The organism is Chryseobacterium pyrolae (assembly GCF_025153485.1).
Classification (GTDB): domain Bacteria; phylum Bacteroidota; class Bacteroidia; order Flavobacteriales; family Weeksellaceae; genus Chryseobacterium; species Chryseobacterium antibioticum.
Map to the genome: position 1 here is coordinate 16,210 of NZ_JANZQH010000003.1, position 25,962 is coordinate 42,171.

Annotated in this window: 25 protein-coding genes; 11 read left to right on the forward strand and 14 right to left on the reverse strand. The window is 37.3% G+C overall.

The features are described from left to right. Window positions 1–176: 176 nt before the first annotated feature. A complete protein-coding gene (locus NZD88_RS06860) occupies window positions 177–2,009 on the forward strand; it encodes an alkaline phosphatase (RefSeq protein WP_259828396.1) in 1,833 nt (610 codons plus the stop codon). A gap of 103 nt (window positions 2,010–2,112) precedes the next feature. On the opposite strand, the gene NZD88_RS06865 is transcribed toward NZD88_RS06860, so the two are convergent. The 5 genes from NZD88_RS06865 to NZD88_RS06885 all read right to left on the reverse strand — a co-directional run bounded on the left by NZD88_RS06865 (window position 2,113) and on the right by NZD88_RS06885 (window position 6,392). Then, entirely contained in the window at window positions 2,113–2,787 is a 675-nt protein-coding gene (locus NZD88_RS06865) for a hypothetical protein (RefSeq protein WP_259828397.1), read from the reverse strand. A 15-nt stretch (window positions 2,788–2,802) separates the two neighbouring features. Then, window positions 2,803–3,288, reverse strand: coding sequence for a hypothetical protein (locus NZD88_RS06870; protein ID WP_259828398.1), 486 nt, complete (start codon window positions 3,286–3,288; stop codon window positions 2,803–2,805). A 52-nt stretch (window positions 3,289–3,340) separates the two neighbouring features. Next, window positions 3,341–4,564 (reverse strand): 3-phosphoshikimate 1-carboxyvinyltransferase, encoded by a 1,224-nt coding sequence (locus tag NZD88_RS06875; RefSeq protein ID WP_259828399.1) that lies wholly within the window; start codon window positions 4,562–4,564, stop codon window positions 3,341–3,343. Window positions 4,565–4,656: 92 nt separating this feature from the next. Then, window positions 4,657–4,983, reverse strand: a complete 327-nt coding sequence (locus NZD88_RS06880) for a nucleotide pyrophosphohydrolase (RefSeq protein ID WP_040997695.1) — start codon at window positions 4,981–4,983, stop codon at window positions 4,657–4,659. After that, window positions 4,983–6,392, reverse strand: a complete 1,410-nt coding sequence (locus tag NZD88_RS06885; protein ID WP_259828400.1) for a hypothetical protein — start codon at window positions 6,390–6,392, stop codon at window positions 4,983–4,985. The genes NZD88_RS06880 and NZD88_RS06885 overlap by 1 nt, the downstream gene beginning before the upstream one ends. Window positions 6,393–6,573: 181 nt before the next feature. On the opposite strand from NZD88_RS06885, the gene NZD88_RS06890 reads away from it, so the two are divergent. From NZD88_RS06890 to NZD88_RS06925, 8 genes are all read left to right on the forward strand, one after another. Continuing rightward, window positions 6,574–6,825 (forward strand): type B 50S ribosomal protein L31, encoded by a 252-nt coding sequence (locus NZD88_RS06890; protein WP_076510703.1) that lies wholly within the window; start codon window positions 6,574–6,576, stop codon window positions 6,823–6,825. Window positions 6,826–7,137: 312 nt separating this feature from the next. Continuing rightward, entirely contained in the window at window positions 7,138–8,298 is a 1,161-nt protein-coding gene (locus NZD88_RS06895; RefSeq protein WP_259828401.1) for a GlmU family protein, read from the forward strand. A 443-nt stretch (window positions 8,299–8,741) separates the two neighbouring features. Next, window positions 8,742–9,251 carry an RNA polymerase sigma factor gene (locus tag NZD88_RS06900; protein WP_169233041.1) on the forward strand — a complete coding sequence of 170 codons (510 nt, stop codon included), beginning with the start codon at window positions 8,742–8,744 and terminating at the stop codon, window positions 9,249–9,251. Beyond that, window positions 9,226–9,897, forward strand: a complete 672-nt coding sequence (locus tag NZD88_RS06905; protein ID WP_259828402.1) for a hypothetical protein — start codon at window positions 9,226–9,228, stop codon at window positions 9,895–9,897. Before NZD88_RS06900 ends, NZD88_RS06905 begins: the two co-directional genes overlap by 26 nt. A gap of 65 nt (window positions 9,898–9,962) precedes the next feature. Further along, the gene (locus tag NZD88_RS06910; RefSeq protein ID WP_259828403.1) at window positions 9,963–11,243 is read left to right on the forward strand and encodes a DUF4252 domain-containing protein; all 1,281 of its coding nucleotides are present in this window, start codon (window positions 9,963–9,965) and stop codon (window positions 11,241–11,243) included. 12 nt (window positions 11,244–11,255) lie between these two features. Continuing rightward, window positions 11,256–11,756, forward strand: a complete 501-nt coding sequence (locus NZD88_RS06915) for a DUF4252 domain-containing protein (RefSeq protein WP_169233039.1) — start codon at window positions 11,256–11,258, stop codon at window positions 11,754–11,756. A gap of 197 nt (window positions 11,757–11,953) precedes the next feature. Then, a complete protein-coding gene (gene guaB / locus NZD88_RS06920) occupies window positions 11,954–13,414 on the forward strand; it encodes an IMP dehydrogenase (protein ID WP_169233038.1) in 1,461 nt (486 codons plus the stop codon). A 356-nt stretch (window positions 13,415–13,770) separates the two neighbouring features. Then, window positions 13,771–15,636 carry a zinc-dependent metalloprotease gene (locus NZD88_RS06925; protein ID WP_259828404.1) on the forward strand — a complete coding sequence of 622 codons (1,866 nt, stop codon included), beginning with the start codon at window positions 13,771–13,773 and terminating at the stop codon, window positions 15,634–15,636. 62 nt (window positions 15,637–15,698) lie between these two features. On the opposite strand, the gene NZD88_RS06930 is transcribed toward NZD88_RS06925, so the two are convergent. From NZD88_RS06930 to ruvC, 6 genes are all read right to left on the reverse strand, one after another. Beyond that, window positions 15,699–15,896 carry a KTSC domain-containing protein gene (locus NZD88_RS06930; protein WP_259828405.1) on the reverse strand — a complete coding sequence of 66 codons (198 nt, stop codon included), beginning with the start codon at window positions 15,894–15,896 and terminating at the stop codon, window positions 15,699–15,701. Window positions 15,897–15,992: 96 nt separating this feature from the next. Continuing rightward, window positions 15,993–16,676, reverse strand: a complete 684-nt coding sequence (locus tag NZD88_RS06935) for a T9SS type A sorting domain-containing protein (protein WP_259828406.1) — start codon at window positions 16,674–16,676, stop codon at window positions 15,993–15,995. Window positions 16,677–16,682: 6 nt separating this feature from the next. Beyond that, window positions 16,683–17,273 carry a phage tail protein gene (locus NZD88_RS06940; RefSeq protein WP_259828407.1) on the reverse strand — a complete coding sequence of 197 codons (591 nt, stop codon included), beginning with the start codon at window positions 17,271–17,273 and terminating at the stop codon, window positions 16,683–16,685. 132 nt (window positions 17,274–17,405) lie between these two features. Then, on the reverse strand, window positions 17,406–19,268 hold the full coding sequence (locus NZD88_RS06945) for an AAA family ATPase (protein WP_259828408.1): 1,863 nt from the start codon (window positions 19,266–19,268) through the stop codon (window positions 17,406–17,408). 14 nt (window positions 19,269–19,282) lie between these two features. Further along, window positions 19,283–20,353 (reverse strand): DUF4407 domain-containing protein, encoded by a 1,071-nt coding sequence (locus tag NZD88_RS06950; protein WP_169233033.1) that lies wholly within the window; start codon window positions 20,351–20,353, stop codon window positions 19,283–19,285. Between the two features lie 358 nt (window positions 20,354–20,711). Continuing rightward, window positions 20,712–21,266 carry a crossover junction endodeoxyribonuclease RuvC gene (gene ruvC, locus NZD88_RS06955; protein WP_259828409.1) on the reverse strand — a complete coding sequence of 185 codons (555 nt, stop codon included), beginning with the start codon at window positions 21,264–21,266 and terminating at the stop codon, window positions 20,712–20,714. Between the two features lie 100 nt (window positions 21,267–21,366). On the opposite strand from ruvC, the gene NZD88_RS06960 reads away from it, so the two are divergent. Continuing rightward, on the forward strand, window positions 21,367–21,858 hold the full coding sequence (locus tag NZD88_RS06960) for a hypothetical protein (protein ID WP_259828410.1): 492 nt from the start codon (window positions 21,367–21,369) through the stop codon (window positions 21,856–21,858). A gap of 2 nt (window positions 21,859–21,860) precedes the next feature. Beyond that, complete coding sequence (locus NZD88_RS06965) at window positions 21,861–23,225, forward strand: T9SS type A sorting domain-containing protein (protein ID WP_259828411.1); 1,365 nt, start codon at window positions 21,861–21,863, stop codon at window positions 23,223–23,225. Window positions 23,226–23,269: 44 nt separating this feature from the next. Here the strand turns inward: NZD88_RS06965 and NZD88_RS06970 are convergent, their stop codons facing one another. The 3 genes from NZD88_RS06970 to NZD88_RS06980 form a co-directional block, all read right to left on the reverse strand. Next, window positions 23,270–23,809 carry a 2'-5' RNA ligase family protein gene (locus NZD88_RS06970; protein WP_259828412.1) on the reverse strand — a complete coding sequence of 180 codons (540 nt, stop codon included), beginning with the start codon at window positions 23,807–23,809 and terminating at the stop codon, window positions 23,270–23,272. A gap of 10 nt (window positions 23,810–23,819) precedes the next feature. Then, window positions 23,820–24,944 carry a serine hydrolase domain-containing protein gene (locus NZD88_RS06975; RefSeq protein ID WP_259828413.1) on the reverse strand — a complete coding sequence of 375 codons (1,125 nt, stop codon included), beginning with the start codon at window positions 24,942–24,944 and terminating at the stop codon, window positions 23,820–23,822. A 272-nt stretch (window positions 24,945–25,216) separates the two neighbouring features. Then, window positions 25,217–25,927 carry a Dph6-related ATP pyrophosphatase gene (locus tag NZD88_RS06980; protein WP_259828414.1) on the reverse strand — a complete coding sequence of 237 codons (711 nt, stop codon included), beginning with the start codon at window positions 25,925–25,927 and terminating at the stop codon, window positions 25,217–25,219. Window positions 25,928–25,962 lie beyond the last annotated feature (35 nt).

The window sequence follows — 25,962 nt, forward strand, 5'->3', positions numbered from 1 at the left end:
TTTTGATTTGTGTTGTAAGAATCATTTTGATTGTCTGAGGGTTATGTTTCGTTATGCTATGAAACCAGTTTTTTAATGAAAACATAAGAAAACCTTAATGAAGGAGTGTCCAGAGCTTTTATAATTTTGTCTGCCGAAAAATAGAATTGGAAATATAAGATCCGGATTTAAGTCGTATGATGAAATTATCAAAAAAAATAGCAGCTGTACTGGCTTTTGGTCTGTTTGCCAAAAACCAGGCTCAAAATTATCTGAAATATACTGTAGGTAATGCCCATTCCCATAATGATTATCAACAAGAAATACCTTTCTGGCAGGCCTATTATGCCAACTTTGGTTCCATTGAAGTGGATGTTTTCCTGGTAAAAGGGAAATTGTGGGTGGCACATACCGAAAAAGAACTGCTACCAAACCGAACACTTGAAAGTCTCTACCTTGATCCGATTTCGAAGCAGATCAAACTGAATCAGGGAAATATTTATTCTGATGCTAATAAAAAACTACAGCTGCTCATTGACATTAAACAGGATTATAAAACGTCTCTAAGTGCTTTGGTGAGCGCTTTGAGGAAATATCCTGAAATTACGAGCTGTCCGGGCGTTAAAATTGTGATAACCGGAGGACGACCTCAGCCTGGTGATTTTAAGAACTATCCAAATTATCTCTTTTTTGACGGGGATCTTGATACAAATTATTCCGAAGATCAACTTAAAAGGGTTGGAATATTCAGTGCAGATTTTCAGGATCTGGTCAAATGGAACGGAAAAGGGATTCCAAGAGACGAAGAAACGGAAAAGATCAGAAGAGCTGTAGAAAAAGCGCATGCCCAACACAGGCAGATCCGCTTTTACGGAGCTCCGGATTTTACCAACGCCTGGGTGAATTTAATGGATCTTGGTGTGGATTATATCAATACGGATCATATTCCTGATCTTAAAAAGTTCATCAATACCATTCCTAAAAATTTTTATAAGAATACAAAGGAGTATGAAGTGTACAAACCGACTTATAAAACGGATAAAACTAACAAGAAAGTCAAAAACGTTATTCTCCTGATTCCAGACGGTACTTCTTTGCCTCAATATTATGCTGCTTTTACAGCCAACAAAGGAAAGTTGAATGTTTTTAATATGAAATCCACCGGATTATCCAAAACCAATTCTTCGAATGCCTACATTACAGATTCCGCACCTGGATCAACGGCATTTGCTACAGGCATTAAAACCAAAAATACATTTGTAGGGGTTGATGATCAGGGAAAAGCCCTGGCTCAGATTCCGGATATTATTGCGGCTAAAGGAATGGTTTCAGGATTAATTTCCACAGGAGACGTTACCGATGCAACGCCGGCAGATTTCTATGCGCATTCGGACAACAGGAACAGCTCGGAACCTATCCTGAAGGATTTTGTGAGTTCTAAAACTAAGATTTTAATTGGAGGACCTACGAGCGGATTGAGCCGGGAGAATGTGCAGAAGATCAAAGATGCTCAAATCGATTTTTACCAGGATCTGAAATCGGTCAGGAAGATAAAGAGCCGTACATTGGTGATTGATCCTTTGGCTTCACAGAGAATAACCAACGGAAGAGGAAACTGGCTGGCTGATGCTTTTGATCTTACCTTAAATGATTTAAAGGAAAATAAAAAAGGCTTCTTTATGATGGTGGAAGCTTCCCAGACCGATGGAGGAGGACACAGCAATAACCTGGAGCAGCTGGTAACTGAATTATTGGATTTTGATCATGTGGTTGGAAAAGCAATGAAGTTTGCCGATGAAAATAAAGAAACACTCGTTATCGTTGTAGGGGATCATGAAACCGGAGGCTTGACGCTTTTGGATGGAAGTCTTAAAGAAGGTTGGGTATTTGGGAATTTCAGTACCAATGATCATACCTCAGTTCCATCCAGCGTATTTGCGTATGGACCCAATTCTCAGGAATTCACCGGGCTGTTTGAAAATACTGAGATCTTCAGTAAGATATTGGAAGCCTATGGAATCCGCAAGTAAAAAGGGCGTTCATAAATTGTGGATAACTCTGTGGATAAGTGTGTGGACAACGTAAAAAAGAAATGAGCAGAATTTTTATTCTGCTCATTTATATTATTGATAATCAATAATAAATTTCTCTTTTTAAACCGGGGATTTTAAATTTTTTTTCCCCAATTGTGAAATTGTTCATTCTGATTAAAGTCTTAAACGGATGGGTCAATTCTTTGTGAATATCTTTGGGGATAACTCTTTCCTCCTCATCACAGGAAGAATGTTCTTCATCAACAATTACTTTTCCCGTTGAGAAATTGATCTCGTTCAGATAATTGAAATCGCAAGTATCTTCAAATCTGTCATGGGAACCGATGAGGTAGAAATCTCCGTTCTGAAAACGGAACGTATGTTTGTAAGTCTGTGTATGCCTCGAATTGGTATTGAATATCTGCGTGATGGAAAAACTGTTATTTTTAATGGATATTTCAGGAGGAGCATTGTCTTCCGGATAAAACCCCATTCCGCTGGAAAAAAGAACGGTGTTGTTCTCCTTCCATATTTTCAGTTTTCCGTCTATATTTTTTAAGATAAAAAATGATCTGAGGAAATCATCACGATCATCCAGATTGTTTTTTTTATCCGTATTGAAGATGATCACTGTTTCATCTTTTCCGTCTTTGTCCAGATCTCCTTGGGCTTCAGCTATTTTTTGATAACCTTTCGGAACAGAGAAATCTTTCAGGCTTTGAGCCTGTAATCCCGCGATTAACAGTGAGACGATAAGAGAAAAAAGCTTTTTCATTGGAGCATTTTAAAATTATAATCCAAAATCTTCTTTCTTTACTTCTGTGTCTTCCAGATTGCACATGCAGCCTTTAATCGTTTTATAAATTCCTTTAATATCAGTTTCTTTTCCTTTACTGTCAGTTACTGTGATGCCTGTAGACAACGATTCATCTTCTGCATAATAGGTCCTGAACAATTGATATTTGTAGTTATTATTTGAAAATGATAAATAGTTGAGATCCATACCTGCATTCTGCTTTCCGCCTCCTCTGTGGTAAGAATTGTATGTAAACTGCTTCCAGCTTTCCTTTGTTCTAGAAGCGGGAAACTCCATTTCTACATGGTCTTTGCTTCCAAATCTATATTGAATATAAGCATTCTTTTTATCTTTCACCAAAGACATTGTCTTCCCGTTTTTTGTATTAAACGAAAAAATAGTTTCCTCATTGGGTAAAAGATATTGCGCCGAAAAAGCCAGCGGGATCATCAAAGCAAAAAACAGAAAAGAATTTCTCATAAGAGCGGTATATTTTCAAATTACTACATTATCATATTAACAAATCGTCCGATCAACGAATCATAACGTCATCAAGATCTTTCCAAAACATAGGATAGGATTTCTCCACTACATCTTCCTCCTCAATATTGAGTTCCTTAATAAGGCAGAAAGGTGCAAAACTCATGGCCATTCTATGATCCTGGTAGGTTCTGATAGAAATATTCTCTTCCGGTTCTCCAAAACTTACGGACTTGATCGTAAGGTCTGTGATCTCTGTTTCTGTTCCCAGTTTTTTCAGTTCATTATATAAGGCCTGAAGTCTGTCGGTTTCCTTTACTCTTAAAGTTCCCAGTCCGGAAATTTCAAACGGAATTTTTAATGCTGCAGCTGTTACGCACAATGTTTGGGCAATATCAGGACAGTTGTTCATATCCAGGATGATTTTTTCCGGGAAAGAAAAATCAGGGTCCGGTTGTAAGGTGAGTTTATGTTCTTCTTCTGTGAATGTCGTTTTAATACCGAAAAAGTCTTCATAGATCTTAGCAATCGCAGAATCTCCCTGAGTAGAGTCCTTATAAAAGCTTTTCAGATGGATGGTTTCTCTTCCCAGTGCACAGATAGAGTAGAAGTATGAAGCCGAACTCCAGTCACTTTCCACCTCATAGCTCACTGTTGACACTTCATCATTTACAAGAAAAGGTTCCACTTTAATAGTATTTCCTTCAAAACTGTTTTTAATTCCGAATTTGGTCAGAATATCCAGCGTCATTTCTATATATGATCTTGAAGTAACTTCACCAACCAGATTAATTTCCAGTCCGTTTTCCAGTTTACCCGCAATAAGAAGGAGAGAAGTAATGAATTGGCTTGATATATTAGCCGGAACATTCACTTGCTTTTGGGTGATCTTCTTTCCTGTAATTTTTAAAGGCGGAAAACCTTCATTTTCTAAATACTCAATCTCAACACCCAGATCTTTTAACGCACTTACCAGGTTTTTGATCGGTCTTTCCTTCATTCTTTTAGATCCGGTAAGAACGGTCGTCTTTCCTTCAAAAATGGAGTAATAGGAGGTAAGGAAACGCATCGCTGTCCCTGCGTGGTGGATGTCTACGGTTTCAGTATTTTCAGACAGTGCCTTTTTCAGTAGCTGTGTATCCTGGGAATTGGATAAATTCCCGATCTGTATGTTTTTGAATAAACTTTCCAAAATCAACAAACGATTCGAAATACTTTTCGAACCGCTGATTTGAACTGTTTTATCTGCTGATAATTTTGATTTTTCTAACTTCATTATTTCTTCAAATTAGAGACATCAGATGGCAGACATCAGATATCAGATGGTTTAAAGTCTAATATCTGGTGTCTCATATCTGAAATCTATTTCTATTTTAATTTTTCATTATTCTGATGCCGGTCTTTATCTCGGTCAGTTTTGATCTTCATTTTTTTGTCGAAAGCTTCCTGGAGATTCACTCCGGTTTGATTGGCTAAGCATAAAGTGACAAACAGTACATCTGCCAGTTCTTCTCCAAGGTCTTTGCTTTTGTCGCTTTCTTTTTCGCTCTGCTCGCCATATCTTCTGGCTATGATTCTGGCTACTTCGCCCACTTCTTCGGTCAGCATGGCCATATTGGTTAGTTCATTGAAATAGCGGACGCCAATGGTTTTGATCCATTCATCGACTTGCTGCTGCAGTTGTGTGATCTCCATTATTGATAAGCTCCAAGAGTAGGGTTAGTGGTTCTCGATACATTCACTATATCAAGAGGTACAGTTCCTGCTACCGTTATATTTCCTTTTCCTCTTGCCGGAGATGTAGTTTTTACTCTTAAATTCATCTTCGCTGCAAAATAATTAAGGAATTGCGGATCTTCGTTCTTGATACTCTGTACTACTCTTACATTATTATCAAAAGGGAAACCGGCTTCAGGTACCCCTGAGTATTTGATTAGCGAGTTCTGGATCAGGAATTCAAACTGCTGTCCCGGAGTCTGCTCAAAATTAACAGAGTTGTCCCTGTCTGAATACACGATGCTGTTCTTGATGTCAAGACGCTGAAGAGCTCCCTGTTCTGTGGTTCCCGCAGCGTTTTTCCATTCATTGGCTGCGGTAATTCCGTTTCTGTTGAATGATCCCATTGTTCTGGAATAATTGGCGATGGTAGCATGGGTGTAGCTATGGTTTCCTCCTCTGAAGATCCCAATACATGATTCACCACAGTTATTCATGACTAAATTATTTGCAGTAACCGTTGAGCCTACTGCGTAAATACCATATTCAAAAAAGGTATGGATAAATGAATTGCTGATATTTGCTGTATTCTGTTTCATATCCAGTCCTCTCGTTCCTCCGAAAAGTCTGGCAAAATTCATATTAAGATTAGAATTAGCTTCCATACGGATGGAGTTCCAGTTTTTAGGAAGTGTATCATGATCCAGGTCATTTCGGTCTCCACGGAGAATGACTTCATCGTTCAAAGCTCCGTTGATATTTAATGTAGCGCCAGTTGACACTTTCATACCACTGTTGGTATGGAAATATACTTTAGTCCCCGGCTGGATATCCAGTGTTATATTAGGATTCACCGTAAGGTCTCCATAAATGATCTTAGCCTTGTTTTTGTTCCAGACGGTGTGGGCGGTGATCAAATTAGGATTGGTAGGAGTCTGGATAAAGAACTCCGCATCCTGAACGACTGAAAATAAAGTCACATGCTGTTGTCCTGCACCACTGTTGAAAAGAATCTTATCTTCGGCGATAGCCTGCGGACCGGTAGCTTCAGGTGCAATTTCAACAAAAATATACATACTGTCTTTCTTTCTCAAAGGCACATCCTTGAAATCGTATCCAGGTTTTCCGTCTACATTGATCCTATATAATGATGCACTTCCCTTTTCAAGATTGATCCTGGGAATCAAAACATCTTTGTCTTCATTATTATATACTTTTACCATATACGTTTCAGAACGTACCTGATGATAAACGGTGTCACAGAATACCGTATCTCTTGAAAAACTTAACTGTTGCGAAGGTGCATCAAAAGTAATATCGTCCTTATTACATGATACTGTCACAAGAAGCATCCAGAAAGAAAAAGCCAGTAATAGTTTGAATTTCATCGAAATTAAAGTTTAAATAGATTCCAAATTTAACGAAAATACTTTGAATTTCTTATCAATAAAAAAAATTGGATACAGTATTTGGATATTTAAAAAAATGTTGTATTTTTGCAGCCTAAAATTAGCAGAGAAATACCATTACTATTTCGAAAGCAAACTTTAATTTTTTAAAAATTGTATTATGAAAAAAGGAATCCACCCAGAAAATTATAGACTTGTTGTTTTCAAAGATATGAGTAACGACGACGTGTTTCTTTGTAAGTCTACTGCAGAAACAAAAGATAGCATCGAATTTGAAGGACAAGAATACCCATTGATCAAAATGGAAATCTCTTCAACTTCTCACCCTTTCTACACTGGTAAAGTGAAACTAGTTGACACTGCAGGTAGAGTTGATAAGTTTATGAACAAATACAAAAAATTCACTAAGTAATTTTTTGTTATCAAACATATTGAAGTCTCCCAATACATTGGGAGACTTTTTTTTGTTATAGAAGTTAGTTGGGTGTATTTTATACTTTATTTTATAAATGGAAATAGAGTGTTTTCAAAATAGAAAGACAGATATTTTTATCAGGGTTTTTATAAACTAACTTCTAACTTCTAATATCTAATTTCTATTTCAAGCTATTTTTGTATTTTTGTTCTGAACAGAAATTAGATCCTGTACATTAGATGTAAAGTACAAGACTTCCATCTTCCAGTCTCTAACTTCTAATCTCTAATCTCTAACTTCTTTATTACAATGCAATTAGTATTTTCAGATGCCCAGTATTGGGAAGATTTCCTTCCGCTTACCTTTACCCGTCCTGTTGCTGCCATGCGATGCGGAATCCTGACTTTTTCTGAGCGATGGCAAAAAATCCTGGGTAATACCGAAGTTTCTTACTTTACTGAAAATTATCTTCAGAATAAGTTTAAAAGTCCCGAAGATAAAGAAAGCCTTTTTCTGGTTACTAATTTCCTGCCTACAGAAACTGTGATTCAACAGATTAGGGATCTTAAGCTGGGGGAAGCACTCGTTTATGAGGATGAACTGGTCGCTGCCAAAATTAATATGAAAGGTTTTTCTTTGAATCAGATCGAAAAGATGACGGATATCAAAGAAGAACTCGTCTTTTTTAAAAAACCTACAGACTTATTTACGTATAATCATCTGGCCATCGATTTTGATTTTGCCTTGCTTACAGAAGGGAGAGTCTCTCAGGAGTTGTCTCCTACCAACGGATTTTTGGGTGATAAAAAAGATCTCTTTATTGAAGAAGGAGCTCAGATCGAATTTTCTACTATTAATACAAAAACAGGCAAGATTTACATCGGAAAAAATGCTGAGGTGATGGAAGGTTGCAATCTTCGCGGACCTATTTCATTAGGAGAAGATTCAAAGTTTAATTTAGGTTCGAAAATTTACGGAGCGACTACGATAGGCCCTCATTGTAAAGTAGGTGGTGAGGTGAATAACATTATCATATTTGGCTACTCAAGCAAAGGTCACGAAGGTTTTGTCGGAAACTCAGTGATTGGCGAATGGTGTAATTTGGGGGCAGATACCAACTCTTCTAACCTTAAAAATAATTACAGTCATGTCAAATTATGGAATTACAGAACAAAAGCCTTTGAAGATACAGGGCTTCAGTTTGCCGGTCTTATTATGGGAGACCACTCTAAAACAGCAATCAATACGCAATTGAATACCGGAACGGTAATTGGCGTTGCTTCCAATATATTTAAACCGGGTTTTCCACCCAACCTTGTGGAGAACTTCTCATGGGGTGGATGTAAAGATGATGAAAGATTTAAACTGGATAAAGCCTATGAAGTAGCAGAAAGGGCAATGGCAAGAAGAAAAGTGCCCTTAACGGACGAAGACAAGTCTATACTGAAACATATTTTTAATACCTATTAATATTGAAAGCCTCCATTTCGGAGGCTTTTATGTTATCCGATACTGATGATGTGAAAACTTGTTTATTTTCCTACAGATAACACAGATCTTCACAGACAATGATGCGCTACTATTCATGTTTTAGCTCCATTAAATCTAAAAAATCTGTACTGTCTGTGAAATCCATGGGATAGAAAAAAATATCCTTTCAATTAATCTCAAAGGTTTAATCTATTTGAGAATTTTCAAATTTATTTTGCTGAAAAATAACAGAAAGATTATAGATTTCAAATTATCTTTCAGAAAAAGAAAAAAATAGGTATTTTTATAAAAATCATTGAAACGCTTTTATAGAAGGGTTTTATGAATATGCAGAGGAGGCAAAATACAAAAAGATTCAATTTTTTATAATATCATGTAATAGAATTAAGATTTTAATTGTCTTACTAATAGAAACAAAACTCATGACCCAAGAAACTTTCAAGAATACGGTGTTTATTCTCAAAGACGAGATGTATCGTTTTGCGAAAAGATTTGTGATGAGCAGTGATGAGGCAGAGGATGTGGTGCAGGACCTGATGATCAAGTTCTGGCAGAAGAAGGAGGAGCTGGAGAAGTTTGGAAATTTAAAATCCTATGCTTTGAAGTCTGTCCGGAACGAATGCCTGAACCGGCTGAAGCACCATGATGTAAAGTTGGGATTTGCAGATTTGCAGCTTCACCGCTCAGAATTATACAGCATGGATATCAATAATCTGAAGGAGTATATTATAGGATTTATCAATCAGCTCCCGGAAAAACAGAAAATGGTTATCCATCTGAAAGATGTAGAAGAATATGAAGTCTCGGAAATTTCCGAAATGCTGGAAATGGAAGAAAACGCAGTAAGAGTGAATCTGATGCGGGCGAGACAAAAAGTAAAAGAACAAATATCACAACTGATGAGCTATGAACAAAGATCAATTTCAGAATAAATACAACGAGATCTTCCAAGATATAAAGGAAGAGAAAATGGACTGGAGCTTTGAAGATTTTCTCCAGAAAGCAGAAGGTGGAGGAAGAGACTCTGAAAGTCATGACGCTCCCATTGTTCCCATCCAGAAGAATAAACCTTCTTTCCCGAAATGGTTTTGGATGGCGGCAGGTTTAATCCTTCTTTTCAGCGTAGGCTTTTTCATTAATGATTACCGTACAGGGGTTATTGAAAAGGAGCAATTCGTGAAAAATGAGGTTTTAAAACAGAAATCAAAATTTATAGAAGAGAATAATGACCACCAGGAGCAGGTCGCTGTGAATCATACCGATTCTATTTCCGGGGCAAAGAAAGACTCTATATTTCAGGAGAATTCTGTAGCGGAAAAAGATGTTATGGATGAGATTCTGCCGAAAAGAGGAAGGCTTAAAAAAGAAGTGAAGCCGAGATTTGTAAACAATTCCTCTCTTAATCATAAAGCTTCAAAAGACTCTACAGGCTACCAGAATTCCTATGTTATTGTAAATGGCAAAAGAATCGATAATGTAGAAGAAGCCATCAATGTGACTAAGTATTCATTCCAGATATTTGCCAATAATGTGAGTGAAAAATTAGCTCAGCCAACCGTCGTAGATGACGATTATTAATAAAAAAATAGATTATGCACCTGATCAGGCAATAGTAATCAGCTTTAAAAAATAAAAATTGACTCATGAAAAAAATATGCATACTATTCGCACTTGCCTTTTCCCATTTCTTTACAGTGTCTGGGCAAAGTGATAAGTTCGACAGGCTTTTTGAGAAATATCAGGAAGTGGAAGGGGTAACCTCTATTAAAATTGCTAAACCCATGTTTGGCATGCTCAGCAGTCTTAATATTGATGATTCCCAATTGGATCAGATCAAGCCGCTGCTGTCTAAAATTAACGGATTAAAAATTCTTATCACCGAAAATCCGGAGAAAGCCAACACCAAAGAAGGAATTCAGGTTCAGACTCATCTGTCGCAACTCAATAAAGATGTGGCATCCTATTTAAAAACACTGAATTACAACGAGATCATGTCTGTCAATAATTCCGGAGCAAAAATAAAATTTCTTTCTGCGGAAGCAAAAGACGGAATACTGGATGATCTGCTGTTAAGTATTGATGGAGGGAAAGGAGAGAATATCCTGGTGATGCTGGATGGAAAACTGTCTATGGATGATGTGAATAAGATCATCAATTCCAGCGAAACGAAAACTAATACTAGAACCAATACAAGAACTAGCTTTACCACCGAGAATAATTCTTCGTACCTAAACGGAGAAGCTAGAAATGTAAGCGAGTTTTCAGGAATTAATGTAAGCACAGGTGTTAATGTCGTTTTCAACCAGGAAAGCCCTACGAATGTGAAGGTAATTGCCGACGCCGATAAACTTCAGTACGTAATTACAAGGGTGGAAAATGGAGTCCTTAAGGTATATATAGATAATAAAGGGCAAAAAAATATAAAATTTAGAAACTTAAGTGTTAATATTTCTTCACCAAGAATGGACAACATTAAAGTGTCTTCTGGAGCTAATTTCAGAGTGGTGAATTCTATAAAGGAAAACAGCATGAGCATTGATGCATCATCCGGAGCTAATGTAAAGGGAGACTTTAAAATCACCAACGCAGTGGATATTGCAGTTTCTTCAGGATCGAATATAAGACTGGGTGTTACGGCAGGATCTGTAATGGTAAAAGCTTCCAGCGGATCTAATGCAACCATTGAAGGAAAAGCGAATTCCGGAATAATAGACATCAGCAGCGGTGCATTGTGTAAAGCAGATGAACTAAAACTAGACGAACTTGAAGCGGAGGCTACCTCCGGAGCCAACCTTTCTGTGAATGTTTCCAGAAGACTTAAAGTAAGAGCTTCTTCAGGAGGATTGGTAAAATATAAAGGAAGACCTGAAATTGAAGCCAATATCAGCAAAATATCCGGAGGGACTCTGAAACCGATAGATTAAAAATTAACAGCCATGAAAACTTTAATACACTTTTTTATAGGAATCTTAGCCTTGTTTATCCTTCAGTCGTGCATTGTTTCAGGGAGACCTAATATGGAATTCTTTAAACAGTCAGGATTTAATTACAAAGAGGCGAAATTTGCAAGTTTCAACGTACCGGTGTTTCTCGCAAAACCGTTTATCAAAAAGGCATTAAGGGAAGATGGCGAAAGTGAGGAAGTCATTGCATTAATCAAAAAAATCTCAAAGATAAAAGTAATGACGGTAGATAACGGGAGTAAAGCCATGCTGAATGATTATTCCAAATATCTAAATGATAATGATTTTGAAGACTGGGCAACCATTAAACATGATGGGGAAAACGTTAATGTAAGAGTCAAGCAGAACGGCGAAAGCATCAAAAATATGATGATCACGGTCAATTCGGATAAAGAATTGGTGTTCGTTGATGTGAGAGGGAACTTTACAGCTGATGATATTTCAAAAGTAATCAATGCAGCTACGGACAAGTAATCTCTATTCCTGATTAAAGCTGCATCAAAGATATAACAAGTAGTTTCATATACTACACTAATTATTTTGTACAGAAAGACCGTTCTTTATAAGACCGGTTTTTCGATTTAAGTTATTGATTATTAAATTTTATTTAAACTATTGAAAAGGATTTTCATATCTCGTCGAAATAACCTAATTTTGCAAAGAAAGTAAAGATGTCTATTCATAACAAAATTGTAGAGACAGCCATCACTTTCGATGACGTTCTTCTAGTCCCTTCTTATTCAGAAGTTTTACCTAACCAGGTACTATTAAAATCAAGACTTACCGACAAAATCACGCTGAATGTTCCGATAGTTTCCGCTGCGATGGACACCGTTACTGAAGGAGATTTAGCGATTGCTTTGGCAAGAGTTGGTGGTTTAGGTTTCATCCACAAAAACATGACGATTGCTGAGCAGGCTGCCCAGGTGAATCGTGTAAAGCGTTCCGAAAACGGAATGATCTCTGATCCTGTTACCCTTTCAAAAGATCATACTTTGGCCGAGGCTAAGGAAACAATGGCTAAATATAAAATTTCCGGTCTTCCTGTAGTAGATGCTGATAATGTACTGATTGGGATCATTACCAACAGAGATGTAAAATATCAGGAAAACCTTGAAATGAAGGTGGAAGAGATCATGACGAAAGAAAATCTGATCACTTCTGATAAAAATACCAACCTTGAGAAAGCAAAAGAAATTCTTCTGAAAAGCAGAGTTGAAAAGCTTCCGATCGTAGATCAGGACAATAAACTTGTAGGATTAATTACGATTAAAGATATTGACAATCAACTGGAATATCCGAATTCGAATAAAGATCACAAAGGACGTCTTATCGTAGGAGCCGGCGTAGGAGTAGGAGAAGATACAATGGACAGAATTGCAGCATTGGTTAATGCTGGTGTTGACATTGTAGCTATTGATTCTGCTCATGGTCATTCTAAAGGAGTTCTGGATAAAATTTCAGAAATCAGAAGAACCTATCCGGATCTGGATATCGTAGGAGGAAATATTGTAACAGCAGAAGCGGCGAAAGATCTTATTGAAGCTGGAGCTAATGTTCTTAAAGTAGGAGTAGGACCAGGTTCTATCTGTACAACGAGAGTAGTTGCAGGAGTCGGGGTTCCTCAGCTATCTGCTATTTATAATGTTTACGAATATGCAGCTTCCAAGAATGTAACCGTAATTGCTGATGGAGGAATCAAGCTTTCAGGAGATATCGTAAAAGCTATTGCAAGTGGAGCTGGAGCAGTAATGCTGGGTTCACTTTTAGCCGGAACAGACGAAGCTCCGGGAGAAGAAATTATTTTCCAGGGAAGAAAGTTCAAGTCTTATCAGGGAATGGGAAGCCTTTCCGCTATGAAAAGAGGAGGGAAAGAAAGATATTTCCAGAGTGAGGCTAAAAAATTCGTTCCGGAAGGAATTGAAGGAAGAGTACCACACAAAGGAAAATTGGAAGATGTGATTTTCCAGCTTACAGGAGGTCTTAGAGCAGGTATGGGATACTGTGGCGCTAAAGATATTGAAGCTTTACAGAAAGACACCAAAATGGTTATGATTACCGGAAGTGGATTGAAAGAGTCTCACCCGCATGATGTAATCATCACTCAGGAAGCTCCCAATTATTCTTTTTAGAATTTTAAAACTCAATATATAAATAGGCTGTACAAATCTGTGCAGCCTATTTTTATATTCAGATCATACTTATTTTAAACTAACTGTAAATTTTTAACATGTTGCGGGGATGTTGTCGTTTAATTCTCGTTTTCTGTTTTGTTTTGAAGTTTTATTCTAATTATTTTTAATATTAATTTATTTTTTTTTGTTTAAATGTTGCGTTTTTTAATTGTAATGTTATTTTTTTTTAAAAAAACTATTAAATATTTGTAACAAAAATGATTTTTACCTACTAATGTGTAATGTATTTGTGATTACTTTGTTTAGAGTAATAATAAAGCGTTAATAAAATATATAATTTAAAAAGTAGAAGTATGAAGAAAATTTTCCTTTGTGGAGTTGTATTGTTTTCTCTTTCAGTATCGGCGCAACAAAAAAAAGACTGGTGCGACTTTGATGCTGAACAGCGAGGACACCAAAAAGAGAATCAGGAAATTGACGAAATGATTCGTAATATCCGTAATCGTATCGTTAGCTCCAATCAGAACAGTACTGCTAAAAATGGGAGTGCTTTTAAAACAGTGAATGGAGTTTACGAAATTCCTGTAGTAGTACATGTAATAGCACCTACGGGAGCTGCAATAGGATCTGCATATAATAAGAGTGATGTCCAAATTCAAGCATGGCTAGATCGCTGTAATGCAATGTATGCTGGTACTTATCAGTGGTCTCAGGGAGTTCCTGCTGATTTTGGAGTAGCAGCTACAATGCCAATCAAATTAGTTTTGGCTAAAAGAGATCCTAGTTGTAATGCAACTACCGGTATTATTAGATATAATGGAGGAACCCTTACCGGATATGACAGTTTTGGAGTAAAACGTCAAGGAACTGACGGTGTTACAACTGCACAGGTGAAAACAATTGCTCCCCATTGGCCGGAAGCTTCTTATTTTAACATCTATATTATGAATAAAGTAGATGGTGGTGGTCAGTACGGAATTATGGGATGGGCAGGATTACCTCAAAATCCAGATTCTTCCTATGAATCTTTTATGAAATCTTTTGTAGTTACTTTACAGGATGATATTACTTTAGCCCATGAATTTGGACACAGTATGGGATTGCTTCATACTTTCGGTAATGCCAATGCTGATGCCCCACAGGGAACTACTGATGTAGCTTACTGTCCTGCACAAACTAACAATGACTGTACTAAAGATGATGATCAGGTTTGCGATACAGAAAGATCAAGAAGTTTACTTAATGATCCGGCTCCAACCAATAACAGTATGAATCTTTGTACAGGTGCCAATTATCAGGGAGTACAGTATAATATGATGAATTATACGAATCCAAAAGCATTTAAATTTACCAATGGACAGCATGACAGAGCAGCTCTTTATTACTTTTTAATGAAAGGCGCATTGAGTACTTCACTAGGAGGGACAGCACCTTCTGCAGCTTCTTCTATAGGAACACCTATTCCTGCATGTGCTCCAAGTGGTTTGGCAACTCCAAGTAATTACTTTGTAGGACCAACATTGGTGAAATTAGGAAATATTAATAATGCTTCAACGGGGTATTGGCAGAATGCTGCTAATTTCTACGAAGACTATACAGGAGCAAGCTGTCTGAGAGCTACATCAACTCAGCTTCTGGCAACGGCCACCCATAACCTTCAGGTCAATGTATCAGATTCAAATAATGAAGTGAGAGCATGGATTGATTTTAATAATAACGGAACTTTTGAAGCTTCTGAACTTGTAGGTTCAGCTGATAATATCATTGCAGATCCTACTACACTAATAGGTACTTTTAACGTAAGCTTTACGGCTCCAGCTTCTACAGTACTTAATACTCCATTAAGAATGAGAGTAACTGTAGATGATGAGAATTTGAATATTACTCCTTGTGGGCAATTGAAATATGGACAGGCTGAAGATTATACAGTTAAATTTGTTAGCGTTTTAGGAACCAATGAGGTGAAGGCAGATAATAATGATCTTGTTGTTTATCCTAATCCGGTTGCAACAGGTGATAACGTATTTATTAAAGCTAAGAACGGTAAGGATTTAAAAGTTTCTATTTCCGATATGTCTGGAAGATTGGTGTCCAACCCATCTTTATCTGATGAAGGAAACGGAATTTACAAAATAAACCAACAGCTTGAAAAAGGAGTGTATATGTTTCAGATTTCCAATGGAAAAGAAGTGAAAACTTCTAAACTGATCATTAAATAACTTTTTTATCATAGAAAAATTTCAATGCCTCCAACATGGGGGCATTTTTTATTGAAGTGTTTTCAGCTGACTTTAATAAATCTGTACCTCCGCTTAATTACGTTGTTCAAAAACTGGCCTTTTGATCTGGCCTCTCTGAATTTTTCAGAAATAGAAAGCGGTACTTTGAGATAGTCATAAACAGCTCCGGACTGATAGATAATTCTTAAGATCTCAGTCTCCGGAAAATAAATATAACTGTAGACAACACTTGATGGCATATCATTTAACTAACAAAAAATATTCCTAAAAAATAGCCTTCAGAATTCCTGAAGGCTATATCAATAATCAATTAATGCTATAAAAACATTATACTTTTATTTTTTAACGAATTTGAATTCATGAGATTGAAAACTTTTAGTCGTTACTTTTAAAACATAAACTCCCGCAGAAAGCTGAGAAATATCAATCTTTTGATCAAATGCTTCAGATTTTACAAGTCTTCCGTCTACATTATAGATCTGAACAGTCTGTCCGTTGTCGATCCCTGAAATACGAATCACATCTGAAACAGGATTTGGAAAGATCTGGATTTTAGATTTTGTAACATCCGCTGTTGCAAGTGGAGAACTGCTAACATCTCCAGTCATTGTAGAGTTAGTGGCTGTAAGGTTACCACCGCACTGACCATTTGTTATCGCCGTATTTTCTACCCATAGTCCAAATGTATTGCTTGGCGGTTTTGAGCTGGCGCCGTTTCCCGTTGAATTATGATAAATCAAATTGGGATTGACGAAAGTTCCATTACCCAAGTCAGCCAGAAATTCCCATCTGGTAAGGGTATTGTTCCACTGGATCTTAAACTCGCAGCTTCCTAATCCGCTACAAGGCTGTCCGTCAACGGGGGTGGTGATATAAATGTTTTTATTGTACGCATCAACTCCGCTTTTCGTGAAAACAAAGTTCTGATTGTCAAACAAATTATGGCATCCATTGAAAGTAATGGTCTGTGCTGCCATTGAACTTCCAAGAGCTAAGGCTAATAAGTATAGAGTTTTCATAACTTATTAATTAAAAGATGGATAAATACCCTGCGTTGCAATAATGCATCTCAGAGTAAGGAAAGGAGATCTGTTTTCATGAGGCTGATTTCCTCCTGCCGGGTTGATCATGGTAGCCTTCATGGTAGTATTCGCTGCTGCATCAGAATATTCCTTGTCTAAAAGTTTCGTATCTGCAGGAAGGTTGTTGGTTGGGGTATTCTGATTTCCTTCACTCGTTACAGCGTTTACCGTATGAGAGTGGGCAGGCATTTCCTGTTGAGTTAAAGTAACGGATTCGCTGCCTCCGGTCTGGCCTACTACATAGTTATTAGTGCTACCGATACCCAATCCCAGGGAGATAGGTGCTCTTCCCCTCATGTCCGGTAATGCAAAATTAGTGGTCCCGTTTCCTCCGAAGGTTGTTCCTAATAAGGAGAAAAGAGCTTGGTTTTGGTTGATAGACAGGAGTTGGCCGTTGCAGTCTGCCCATCCAACGGGAGTTCTGTTATAAGGAACAAAAATTATTTGTCCAAGATAAGGATCCATTTGTGCTTTTAAAGAAGGCGTAAATGCCCCACTTACAAGCAGAGTAAATGCTAAAATTAAGTTTTTCATGATGATTAGTTTAAGTAATGTAAAATTATAAAATATTTTATATAAAATAATTATATAAACAAAAAACCTTTCATAATTAACTGAAAGGTAGTATTTTATTAATGCGTGTTTATGTTCTGTTGGATTTTTAATCTATGGATTCAGCATTTTATGGTACTCTGCAATGTGGAGATAACCTTCCTCTTTTATGCTTACCTCCAATTGATGCTTTCTGGCGGTTTCATAAATCTCTTTAGGCAGCATGCTTCCTTTTTTACTGAGCTCAATACTCATGTCTTTCAACAGGTCCAAATGAAGAATCAGATCTTCTCTTGTCTTTTTGGCCAGATCCTGTATCAGTTTTTCTATTTTCTTATCCGTGATATCATGTTGCATACGGTGCGGATAATCTTCCAGGCTATAAGCGGCCTGATACTCTTCATCGAATCCATACTTTCTGATATAATCAGCGGCCAGAGCTGTTGCCTGCTCTCTGTCATGGCTTCTTCCTATACTTGCGTTATTTTCACCAAAGACAATTTCTTCAGCAATACCTCCTGCCAGATAGATTTTAATTTTATCCAGAAGGCTTTCCTTGGTATCATGAATCTGGTGAGGAAAAGTAAATCCTGCGGCATAGCTGCTGGCAACTTTGCTCTTTAGCTGTAGCGGTGCAAAACCTGTGTGTAACATATACGAAATAGCATGTCCGCATTCATGAACGCTGATGTTGGCCACCGCATCCTGTTGGTTGGACTGGCGTATACTGTCGATCCTTCCTGTATAAGGAATGCTGATGATACGTTTTCCCACTTTTCCCGAAATGGTTTTCTCTTTTACCAGATAGTCGATTTCTATGGTTTTGTCATCATTGATGATTGCTTCAAAGAGAAATTTGCTGAGGTTCGTATCCAGAATATCAACAACACTACTGAATACGGGGCGTACTCCCTGAACAGGAAAAACTCCATTTCTGTAAATCAGTTCATTGATATTTTTACTGACCTTCAAACTGATCCCGAATTTTGACTTTGTTTTCGTTTTGAGGTTATTTATTTCCCTTTGAACCAGTTGTTGGAAATCTTCTGTTTTTAATGAAAAATAAATCAGATGGATATTTCCGAATCTGGCTACCTGTTCCGGACGAAATTTCCTCGACAGCGCATTTTTTATATCAACAACGGTAATTTTCTTTGTAAAGGCATGATAGATATTGGCGTCTATATCTGCCTCGCTCGTTTCCCGGGACATCTGAAAAGCTTCATCCAGATTTCCACTGATGATGATCAGCATTTTGCTATAGTCTATCGGCTCATAAATCTTCTTTTCCTTTTGCTTCTTAAGGATAAGCTTGATCATATCTTCCTCTTTCATGTCTATGATGCTCATCACATCATCTTCCATGCTGAGGTATTTCTTCAGTTCTTTCGCGTCCCAAAGGTTCAGATATGGATTTTCATCCATTTCTGCCTCACCGTTCTTTTTGCGTCGGTCGTTTTCCTTTTTGCGTAAAAGATAGGAGAACAGATAGTGCTCAAGATCATCACGTTCTCTTTTGCTTAATCTGCCATCGCTTAAAAGTTCCCAGAAATCTGTGAATTTTGTCTGTGGTACCGGTGTACCATCAGGATCAATCGTATTAAAACGCTGGATTTCGTCAAAGAGTACAATGCTGGGTTTTTCATCATTGAGACGGTTGCTTTGGAAAATATCCGATACACTTTTGCTCCATGTGGTCTCATCATTGTTGCTCAGTTCTATCTCTACAAAACGGTTTTGAAATTCCAGGAACCGGACGGTTTTTCTTACCAAATCTGTTTTTCCTACGCCTGTCATTCCCCATAGATTGATCACCACGGGACGTGTCAGGATTTCAGGCATCAGGTACCAGATCTGGATATATTCCATTAAATCATCAATAATCTTATCGATTCCGATGAATTCTTTTTTCAGGAATGCTTTGCAGTCGTCCAGCTTTTTCTTTTTCTTCTGGATCTCTTCTTTATCAATAATCATGCGTGAAAAATACGCTATTTTTTTAAATTATCCTTAAAATCGTCAATTCTGAAATCAGTCAGGGCATTTCCTTTTTCAATTTTTTCTTTAGAATAAAGCCTGAAATCATTTTCTGTCTTTTCTAACAGGTGATCATAAGGTCCTACATGGGAAATTAATTTCACCAGGACCGGAGAAATCTCAAGACAGATAAAAAGTCCCATGATAAAAGCTGCTGCCAATCCAATGATTGCTGAGTTTTTTCCAAGTTCATCCAAGGCCTGCAGCCTTGCCGCAAATCCGTTAAATTTATCCTCAAAAGTTTCTGACGATTTCCTTTCAGTTTCCAGATTCGTATAAACTTTAGAGATTTCTTTATCTAAATATTCAACTCTCGGTGCATTTTGCTTCTGGAAATTTTCCAGATCCAGACGTCGCTGTTCCTTTAATTCCTGCTTACGTTTTGCGTTGGGACCATAACCCTCTTTTCCACTCGTTAACCCTGACTGTTTTCCAAGGATTTCTTTTTCAAGTTCTACAGCAGCTGAGTCATATGCCTTTTGATATTGTACTGTCTTTTCAGCAATCTGCTTTTTTTCTGTTTCAAACGGTCCGCTTTGCTGTAAAATTCTGCCGCTCATTTCACCCTGAAGTTGTTTTTTATTTCGTTGAATAATGGTATTTAACTGCTTATTGACTTCTTTTTCAAAAATTTTAAGCTCTAAAGGTTTTGAAATAATGATTCCTAAAAACGTCGCTAAAATCAGACGCGGAACAGCCATCAAAATCTGATTCCACCATGTTCCTGTTTTTTTGATAGAGGAAACAATATAACGATCCAGATTGAAGATCATTAATCCCCAAAGAATACCAAATCCTACGGAAGTCCAGACATTATCAAATACCGTATACATGGCGTATCCAGCAGATAGGGTTGCAAAGACTGCGGTAAACAATACAATTCCTCCAATTCCAGAAAATTTATTCCATTCACTTGGAGTCTTTCTTAAAATATGAATGTTTCCTCCGGAGCATACCATCAGAAACTTCTGGAACCAATTTATTTTATGATTCGCTTGATTTATAGTTTGTTGGTTTGTTTTCATACCTGAAAATTTATACAAATGTAGTACTAAAAATCATACCAATGTAAAAGATAGTATTATGTTTTGCCAAGTAATTGAGTGTTTTTATTTAATTGATTGATTTACATTGTATTATTTTGATTGTTGGAGATTTAGGCTGGAATGTAATTATTGAAGAAATAGTATAACCTGATATTAATGGTTATATAATGGCTTTATTTGTTTTTAACATAGAAAAAATACATATCCCAGGAATATGGATGTAGCACTTATTATCAATTGCTCCAATAAGAACAAAAACGGATCGAAGAAGTTTTTAAACAATTAATTCTGGACTATTCAAAAAAAAGCCCCAGTTTAGGGGCTTTTTTCGTTTATGCTATTTCAGCCTATCCGGGTTCTGCTTAAGAAAACTATCCCAGCCGCTGAATGATTTTGTGCCGGTTACGGTTCCGGAATTAAAATGATGACAAACCGCAACTGCCAGACCATCTGAGGCATCCAAATATTTTGTAGGAAATTCTTTTAAGTTTAAAAGATTCTGAAGCATTCCTGCAACCTGTTCCTTGCTGGCATTTCCGTTTCCCGTAATGGCCATCTTGATCTTTTTGGGCGAATATTCTGTAATCGGAATATTCCGGTGAAGGCTTGCGGCCATAGCTACTCCCTGGGCACGCCCCAGTTTAAGCATACTCTGTACATTTTTCCCAAAAAACGGAGCTTCAAGAGCAACTTCATCAGGATGGTATTCATCGATCAGGGCTAATGTTTTGTCAAAAATATATTTCAGCTTCGTTTCATGGTTCGGGTATTTTTTTAGGATAAGCTCATGAATGGAAATCATTTCCATTTTACCTTTTTTAATGGAAATAATGCCGAAACCCATAATGGCCGTTCCCGGGTCAATACCTAAAATTATCTTCTCTGAAATCATGGCTCAAAGATAGGGTATTCTAAACTTTTTTATTTGAGAAAATATCATTTTAAATATTCAACATATTGGGAAATATTCATAACTTTAAAATAAAAATGTCATGAAAAATTTACTTAATCTTTTGATGGTTCCCGTACTGTTGTTATGCAGTTTTCAGAAAAGCAGCACGTTAGGCTATTTCCGGGATAAGGTTTCCGGTGCTGAGATCCGGAAAGAAGGCAATATAGTTTATCTGTTTTTTCAGACCGATAAAGAAGCTGGCGGAAAAGAAAGAATTATCCTGCAGGAAAAGAAAATTACCGAAGGAAGACTGAAATTTACCCCTTCATTTGACAGAAGTGAAGTTGAACCCGGAGATCTAATTGTGATTCTATCTGATTCTGGGGGAAAAGAAGTAAGCAAACAGTTGGTGAAAAATCCGTTGCATCCGGAAATGGAAGTCTATGAAAAAGAAGGAGTCAGCAGAAAGAAAATACCTCTTGAAAATGCAGAATTCAGTGTAAGATATGCTTATTCTGAACAGATTCAGATGGTAAAAATTGAAAAAGTAACTGAATCAGGAACACAGCTTTTATTCACCCAAAAACTTTAACTATGAAAAAAACTTTATTAGCCCTCTTGATAGGCAGCTGCTTTGCTGCACAGACTTTTCAGACTGTTCCCCTTCTTCAGAGCGGGACAAATGACAAACGGATCATTATTGCAGTGTTAGGCGATGGTTTTACCACTGCTCAGCAAACTTCCTTCGTTTCATCAGCGCAGGCTACCGTTAATTATCTCTTTACAAAAAGTCCCTACACGGAATATAAAAATTATTTTAACGCTTATGCGGTCAAAGTAGTTTCTACAGCTTCCGGAGTAAAGCATCCGGGAACAGCCACTGATGTGGCAGAGCCTGTAATTCCTGTTTCTAATCCCAGTAATTACCTTGGATCTTCCTTTGATTTCGGGGTTCATCGCTGTATGTATAGTAACACCACCAATAAAGTAGGTCAGGTTCTTGCCGCTAATGTTCCGGATTATGATATTACCTATGTGTTAGGGAACTCAACTGAGTATGGAGGATGTGGTGGTGCCTATGCATTTGCTTCACTCAATGGATCATCCAATGAAATTGTAGTTCATGAATTGGGACACTCGTTCGGAAAGCTGGCTGATGAATACTGGTTTTCCGGTTCAGGAGAATCTCCCAACAAAACCCAGACATCCAATCCTGCTACAGTAAAGTGGAAAAACTGGGTAGGAACAAATGCAGTTGGTGTTTATTCCTATACTGAGAGCCCTTCATGGTTCCGTCCCCATCAGAGTTGTGAGATGAGGTATCTGAATCAACAGTTCTGTTCCGTCTGTAAAGAAGCTATTATTGAAAAAATTCACTCATTGGTATCTCCGGTGGATTCTTATACACCTGCCAATACTTCAGCGGTTAATGCCAATTCTAATGTAACATTTACCGTTAATGAAATTCTTCCGATTCCAAATACATTGGTCAATTCCTGGAAACTGAACGGGACACTACTGGCATCAACGGCCAATGCAATTACTATTTCTCCTTCCCAGCTGAATGCCGGAAATAATACCCTGATCTTTTCTGTTAACGATAATAATCCGCTGCTTAAGGTGAATAACCACAGTACCGTTCATTTTACCAATGTCACCTGGACCCTGAATAAATCAGCAGCCAGAAAAATGACCGACATCAAGGCAGAAGAAAGAAGATACAGTATATATCCAAATCCTTCAGATGGTGAATTTTTTATCAGAGGAAAACAGGATTTTTCAGGAAATCCAAAGGTTGAACTTTATGATGTTTCCGGAAAACTTATCCAAGGAAGGTCAGAGCTTAAAGATCGTTCAACGATTTGGGTAGATATTAAGGACCTTCCGGCTGGAACCTATCTTGTGAATGTTTATGAAAATGAAGGAATGATCATTTCCCAGAAAATCATTAAAGAATAAATTAGTAAAATTCAAAATAGAGTGCCGCTTGTATAAGGCGGCATTCATTGTTCGTTGACGTTTCCTGTCAGCCTCTTTTCCGCAATGGGAACCCATTTCTGATCATGGCGGAGAAGTGTGATTTTGTCAACTGTAAATTTAGTTTTAAATTCTTTATGCTTATAAATCTCCCACGCTTTCAGATAATTATCATAACTAAGATTCCTGTATCCAACAGTCATGTGAGGCGTGAAGGAATATTTGATGAAATTGAAATATTGTCTTACTCTTTGGTGAAGAATATTTAAATTTTCATTGGGTTCGGGATGTACAAAAAGAACCGGATTTTTGGGATTGGGGAAACTTCCAAAACCATTCAGTGTAATTTCAAAAGGAGGGAGAGCCGTATCTATTTTTTGAAAAGCCACATGAATATCGCTTTCCAACTCAAGCTCTCTGGAGAAAGGAGGGAATAAAGTGATGTGTGCATCATTTGTCAATGCCTTTGAATTTTCGTAATTCAGAGCCAGATCTTTTTTAAATGTTTTTACCTCTTCAATGATTTCCTGAGGAGGATAAACCGCAATGAAATACATTTTTTTCATACAGCAAGGATTAATGTTTTGCTTTAAGTTGAAGAATCGTATTTTCAAGATTGTCTGTGATCTTTTTAAATTCAACATGCGGTCGGAAGGTTAAACTCTTCCCTTTTTCTTCATCCGCAATATTGGATAAAATAATCACCGATGTTTTGGTTTGCGGATAATAAATATTCAGAGACGGAGAGCCTTTGACGTAGCCACTGTGAAAAAAGCATTCAGGTTTTCCAATATTCATCATAATTCCGTAGCCATAACCCATTTTACCCAGAATAGCATGATGTCTTTCTGCGCTTTTAGAACTAAACTGCTTTAACGTTTCAGGTTTCAGGATCTTTCCGCCATATAGGGCATTGTTCCAAAGGTGAAGATCGTCTATTGTAGAAAGAACGCCACCTGCTGGAGTTCCTATATCTTTTCCTGCCAGTCGTTTCGGCATATTGGGAACTGCTTCAGCGTTTTTTCCATTACCCAGATAAGCGCTGGCAAAATTGGAGCCTTCAAAAAGACTTGCGGTAGAAGAACTGGTCATCCCTACTTTTTTGAACAATTCCTGAGCATTTTCATCATACGATTTCCCAGAAACGGCTTCTACAATTTTTCCTAATGCATTAAAACCGTCATTAGAATAGAAAAAATCAGAACCACTTTTAAACATCAGTTTTCCTCCGAACATATTGAGCCCTGAAGTATGGTTTAAAAGCTGGTGAATGGTGATATTTTCATACTCTTTGGTCTGAAATTCCTTAAGGTATCTGGAGGCTTTATCGGTAATATTCAATTTCCCCTGTTCCATCTGAAGAAGGATAAGTACTGCAGTGAACTGCTTGCTTACAGAACCGATAGCAAAAACAGTACTGCTGTCCATTTTTGTTTTAGCCTTAAAATCTGAATAGCCGTTTTCTTTTCTGTACAGCTGCAGCGAATCTTTAAATACGGCGATACTTCCGTTAAAATTGTATTTTTTGAAAACAGAATCAATCTGCTGCTCCAAAAGAGTGGTCTGAAAAGCGGTAATCGTGGAATCGATGACCTCATTTTTGTTAATGGGTTTAGGAGCAGAAACCAATTCATTTTTACATGAAATTAAACCAGATACGAGAAAAATAAATAAAAGAAAGGAAGAGATTTTTTTTGTCATTTTGTGATGGGAAATAAATTTTTACAGCATTGTCTATCAAAAATAAGAAAAACCGCTCAATGTAGAAGGACAGGAGTGATGAAATATTATTGGTGATAAACGGAAAACACTATAATCTGTTACTCCTTTTTTACAAAGCAATGAACAGATCATTACGACTTTCATCAGTTGGGGGAAACTTCACAAAATCTATTGAAATATAATAAACGTCATTTTTGTTCTTAAAAAAGGGTTTCTGGTTAGTTCGGGTAGAAAGAAAGTTTCCCTGGACTTTATTTAAGGATCAGATCACAGAACCAGAAAACATAGGCTCCTTCCTTATCTTCTGCATCGGTTTTAGGCTTAGGATAGGTTTTCTTTACTGTTTCCCCGATTTCAAACTGCACGGGTTCTTTGAAGATAGGCCCGTCGAAAGTAAACGTATGAAATTCTCCGTTTTCTCCACAAGGATCAACGTTTTCAGGCAAATCATTAATGAAATCTTTATCAATGATTCTTCCTGCAAAACTTTTATCAAGATAAGTTTCATTTACACAGGTAACAATCGTTTTAAAACCAAGATCAAGAAACTCGTGGATAAGATCAGTGGTATTTTGTTTCCAAAGAGGAAATAGAGCTTCCATTCCGATAGATTGCAGCTGCTCTTCACGGTACTTTCTGAGGTCTTCCAGGAAAATATCTCCAAAGACAGATTGGGTGATTCCCATGGCCTGGATTTTCGACATGGTCTTGTTCATCAGATCCCGGTATTCATCCATAGACGGTTCTTTTGGGAGCTCCATTTTAATTAAAGGAAATCCCAGACTTTCGGCCTGCTTTTCCAAAAGCGAAACATGAACACCGTGCATAGAAATTCTCTGAAACTCTTCGTTGATGCTGGTTAACAGAGAGGTTACTTCGATACGGTTTTCCTGTAAAACATGATAAAGGGCAAGAGCAGAGTCTTTTCCGCTGCTCCAGTTGAATACGGCTTTTGGTTTCATCCCACAAACATAGTAAATATTCAAAATAAAAAACT

Bases quoted from the DNA above. Each gene is read 5' to 3' on its own strand.
- NZD88_RS06875 (WP_259828399.1), bottom strand. From the start codon at position 4,564: ATGAAGTTAGAAAAATCAAAATTATCAGCAGATAAAACAGTTCAAATC.
- NZD88_RS06870 (WP_259828398.1), bottom strand. From the start codon at position 3,288: ATGAGAAATTCTTTTCTGTTTTTTGCTTTGATGATCCCGCTGGCTTTT.
- NZD88_RS06965 (WP_259828411.1), top strand. From the start codon at position 21,861: ATGAAAAAAACTTTATTAGCCCTCTTGATAGGCAGCTGCTTTGCTGCA.
- NZD88_RS06950 (WP_169233033.1), bottom strand. From the start codon at position 20,353: ATGAAAACAAACCAACAAACTATAAATCAAGCGAATCATAAAATAAAT.
- NZD88_RS06900 (WP_169233041.1), top strand. From the start codon at position 8,742: ATGACCCAAGAAACTTTCAAGAATACGGTGTTTATTCTCAAAGACGAG.
- NZD88_RS06880 (WP_040997695.1), bottom strand. From the start codon at position 4,983: ATGGAGATCACACAACTGCAGCAGCAAGTCGATGAATGGATCAAAACC.
- NZD88_RS06935 (WP_259828406.1), bottom strand. From the start codon at position 16,676: ATGAAAACTCTATACTTATTAGCCTTAGCTCTTGGAAGTTCAATGGCA.
- NZD88_RS06905 (WP_259828402.1), top strand. From the start codon at position 9,226: ATGAACAAAGATCAATTTCAGAATAAATACAACGAGATCTTCCAAGAT.
- NZD88_RS06945 (WP_259828408.1), bottom strand. From the start codon at position 19,268: ATGATTATTGATAAAGAAGAGATCCAGAAGAAAAAGAAAAAGCTGGAC.
- ruvC (WP_259828409.1), bottom strand. From the start codon at position 21,266: ATGATTTCAGAGAAGATAATTTTAGGTATTGACCCGGGAACGGCCATT.
- NZD88_RS06890 (WP_076510703.1), top strand. From the start codon at position 6,574: ATGAAAAAAGGAATCCACCCAGAAAATTATAGACTTGTTGTTTTCAAA.
- NZD88_RS06930 (WP_259828405.1), bottom strand. From the start codon at position 15,896: ATGCCATCAAGTGTTGTCTACAGTTATATTTATTTTCCGGAGACTGAG.
- NZD88_RS06980 (WP_259828414.1), bottom strand. From the start codon at position 25,927: ATGAAACCAAAAGCCGTATTCAACTGGAGCAGCGGAAAAGACTCTGCT.
- NZD88_RS06960 (WP_259828410.1), top strand. From the start codon at position 21,367: ATGAAAAATTTACTTAATCTTTTGATGGTTCCCGTACTGTTGTTATGC.
- NZD88_RS06910 (WP_259828403.1), top strand. From the start codon at position 9,963: ATGAAAAAAATATGCATACTATTCGCACTTGCCTTTTCCCATTTCTTT.
- NZD88_RS06975 (WP_259828413.1), bottom strand. From the start codon at position 24,944: ATGACAAAAAAAATCTCTTCCTTTCTTTTATTTATTTTTCTCGTATCT.
- NZD88_RS06925 (WP_259828404.1), top strand. From the start codon at position 13,771: ATGAAGAAAATTTTCCTTTGTGGAGTTGTATTGTTTTCTCTTTCAGTA.
- NZD88_RS06895 (WP_259828401.1), top strand. From the start codon at position 7,138: ATGCAATTAGTATTTTCAGATGCCCAGTATTGGGAAGATTTCCTTCCG.
- NZD88_RS06865 (WP_259828397.1), bottom strand. From the start codon at position 2,787: ATGAAAAAGCTTTTTTCTCTTATCGTCTCACTGTTAATCGCGGGATTA.
- NZD88_RS06885 (WP_259828400.1), bottom strand. From the start codon at position 6,392: ATGAAATTCAAACTATTACTGGCTTTTTCTTTCTGGATGCTTCTTGTG.
- NZD88_RS06970 (WP_259828412.1), bottom strand. From the start codon at position 23,809: ATGAAAAAAATGTATTTCATTGCGGTTTATCCTCCTCAGGAAATCATT.
- NZD88_RS06860 (WP_259828396.1), top strand. From the start codon at position 177: ATGATGAAATTATCAAAAAAAATAGCAGCTGTACTGGCTTTTGGTCTG.
- guaB (WP_169233038.1), top strand. From the start codon at position 11,954: ATGTCTATTCATAACAAAATTGTAGAGACAGCCATCACTTTCGATGAC.
- NZD88_RS06940 (WP_259828407.1), bottom strand. From the start codon at position 17,273: ATGAAAAACTTAATTTTAGCATTTACTCTGCTTGTAAGTGGGGCATTT.
- NZD88_RS06915 (WP_169233039.1), top strand. From the start codon at position 11,256: ATGAAAACTTTAATACACTTTTTTATAGGAATCTTAGCCTTGTTTATC.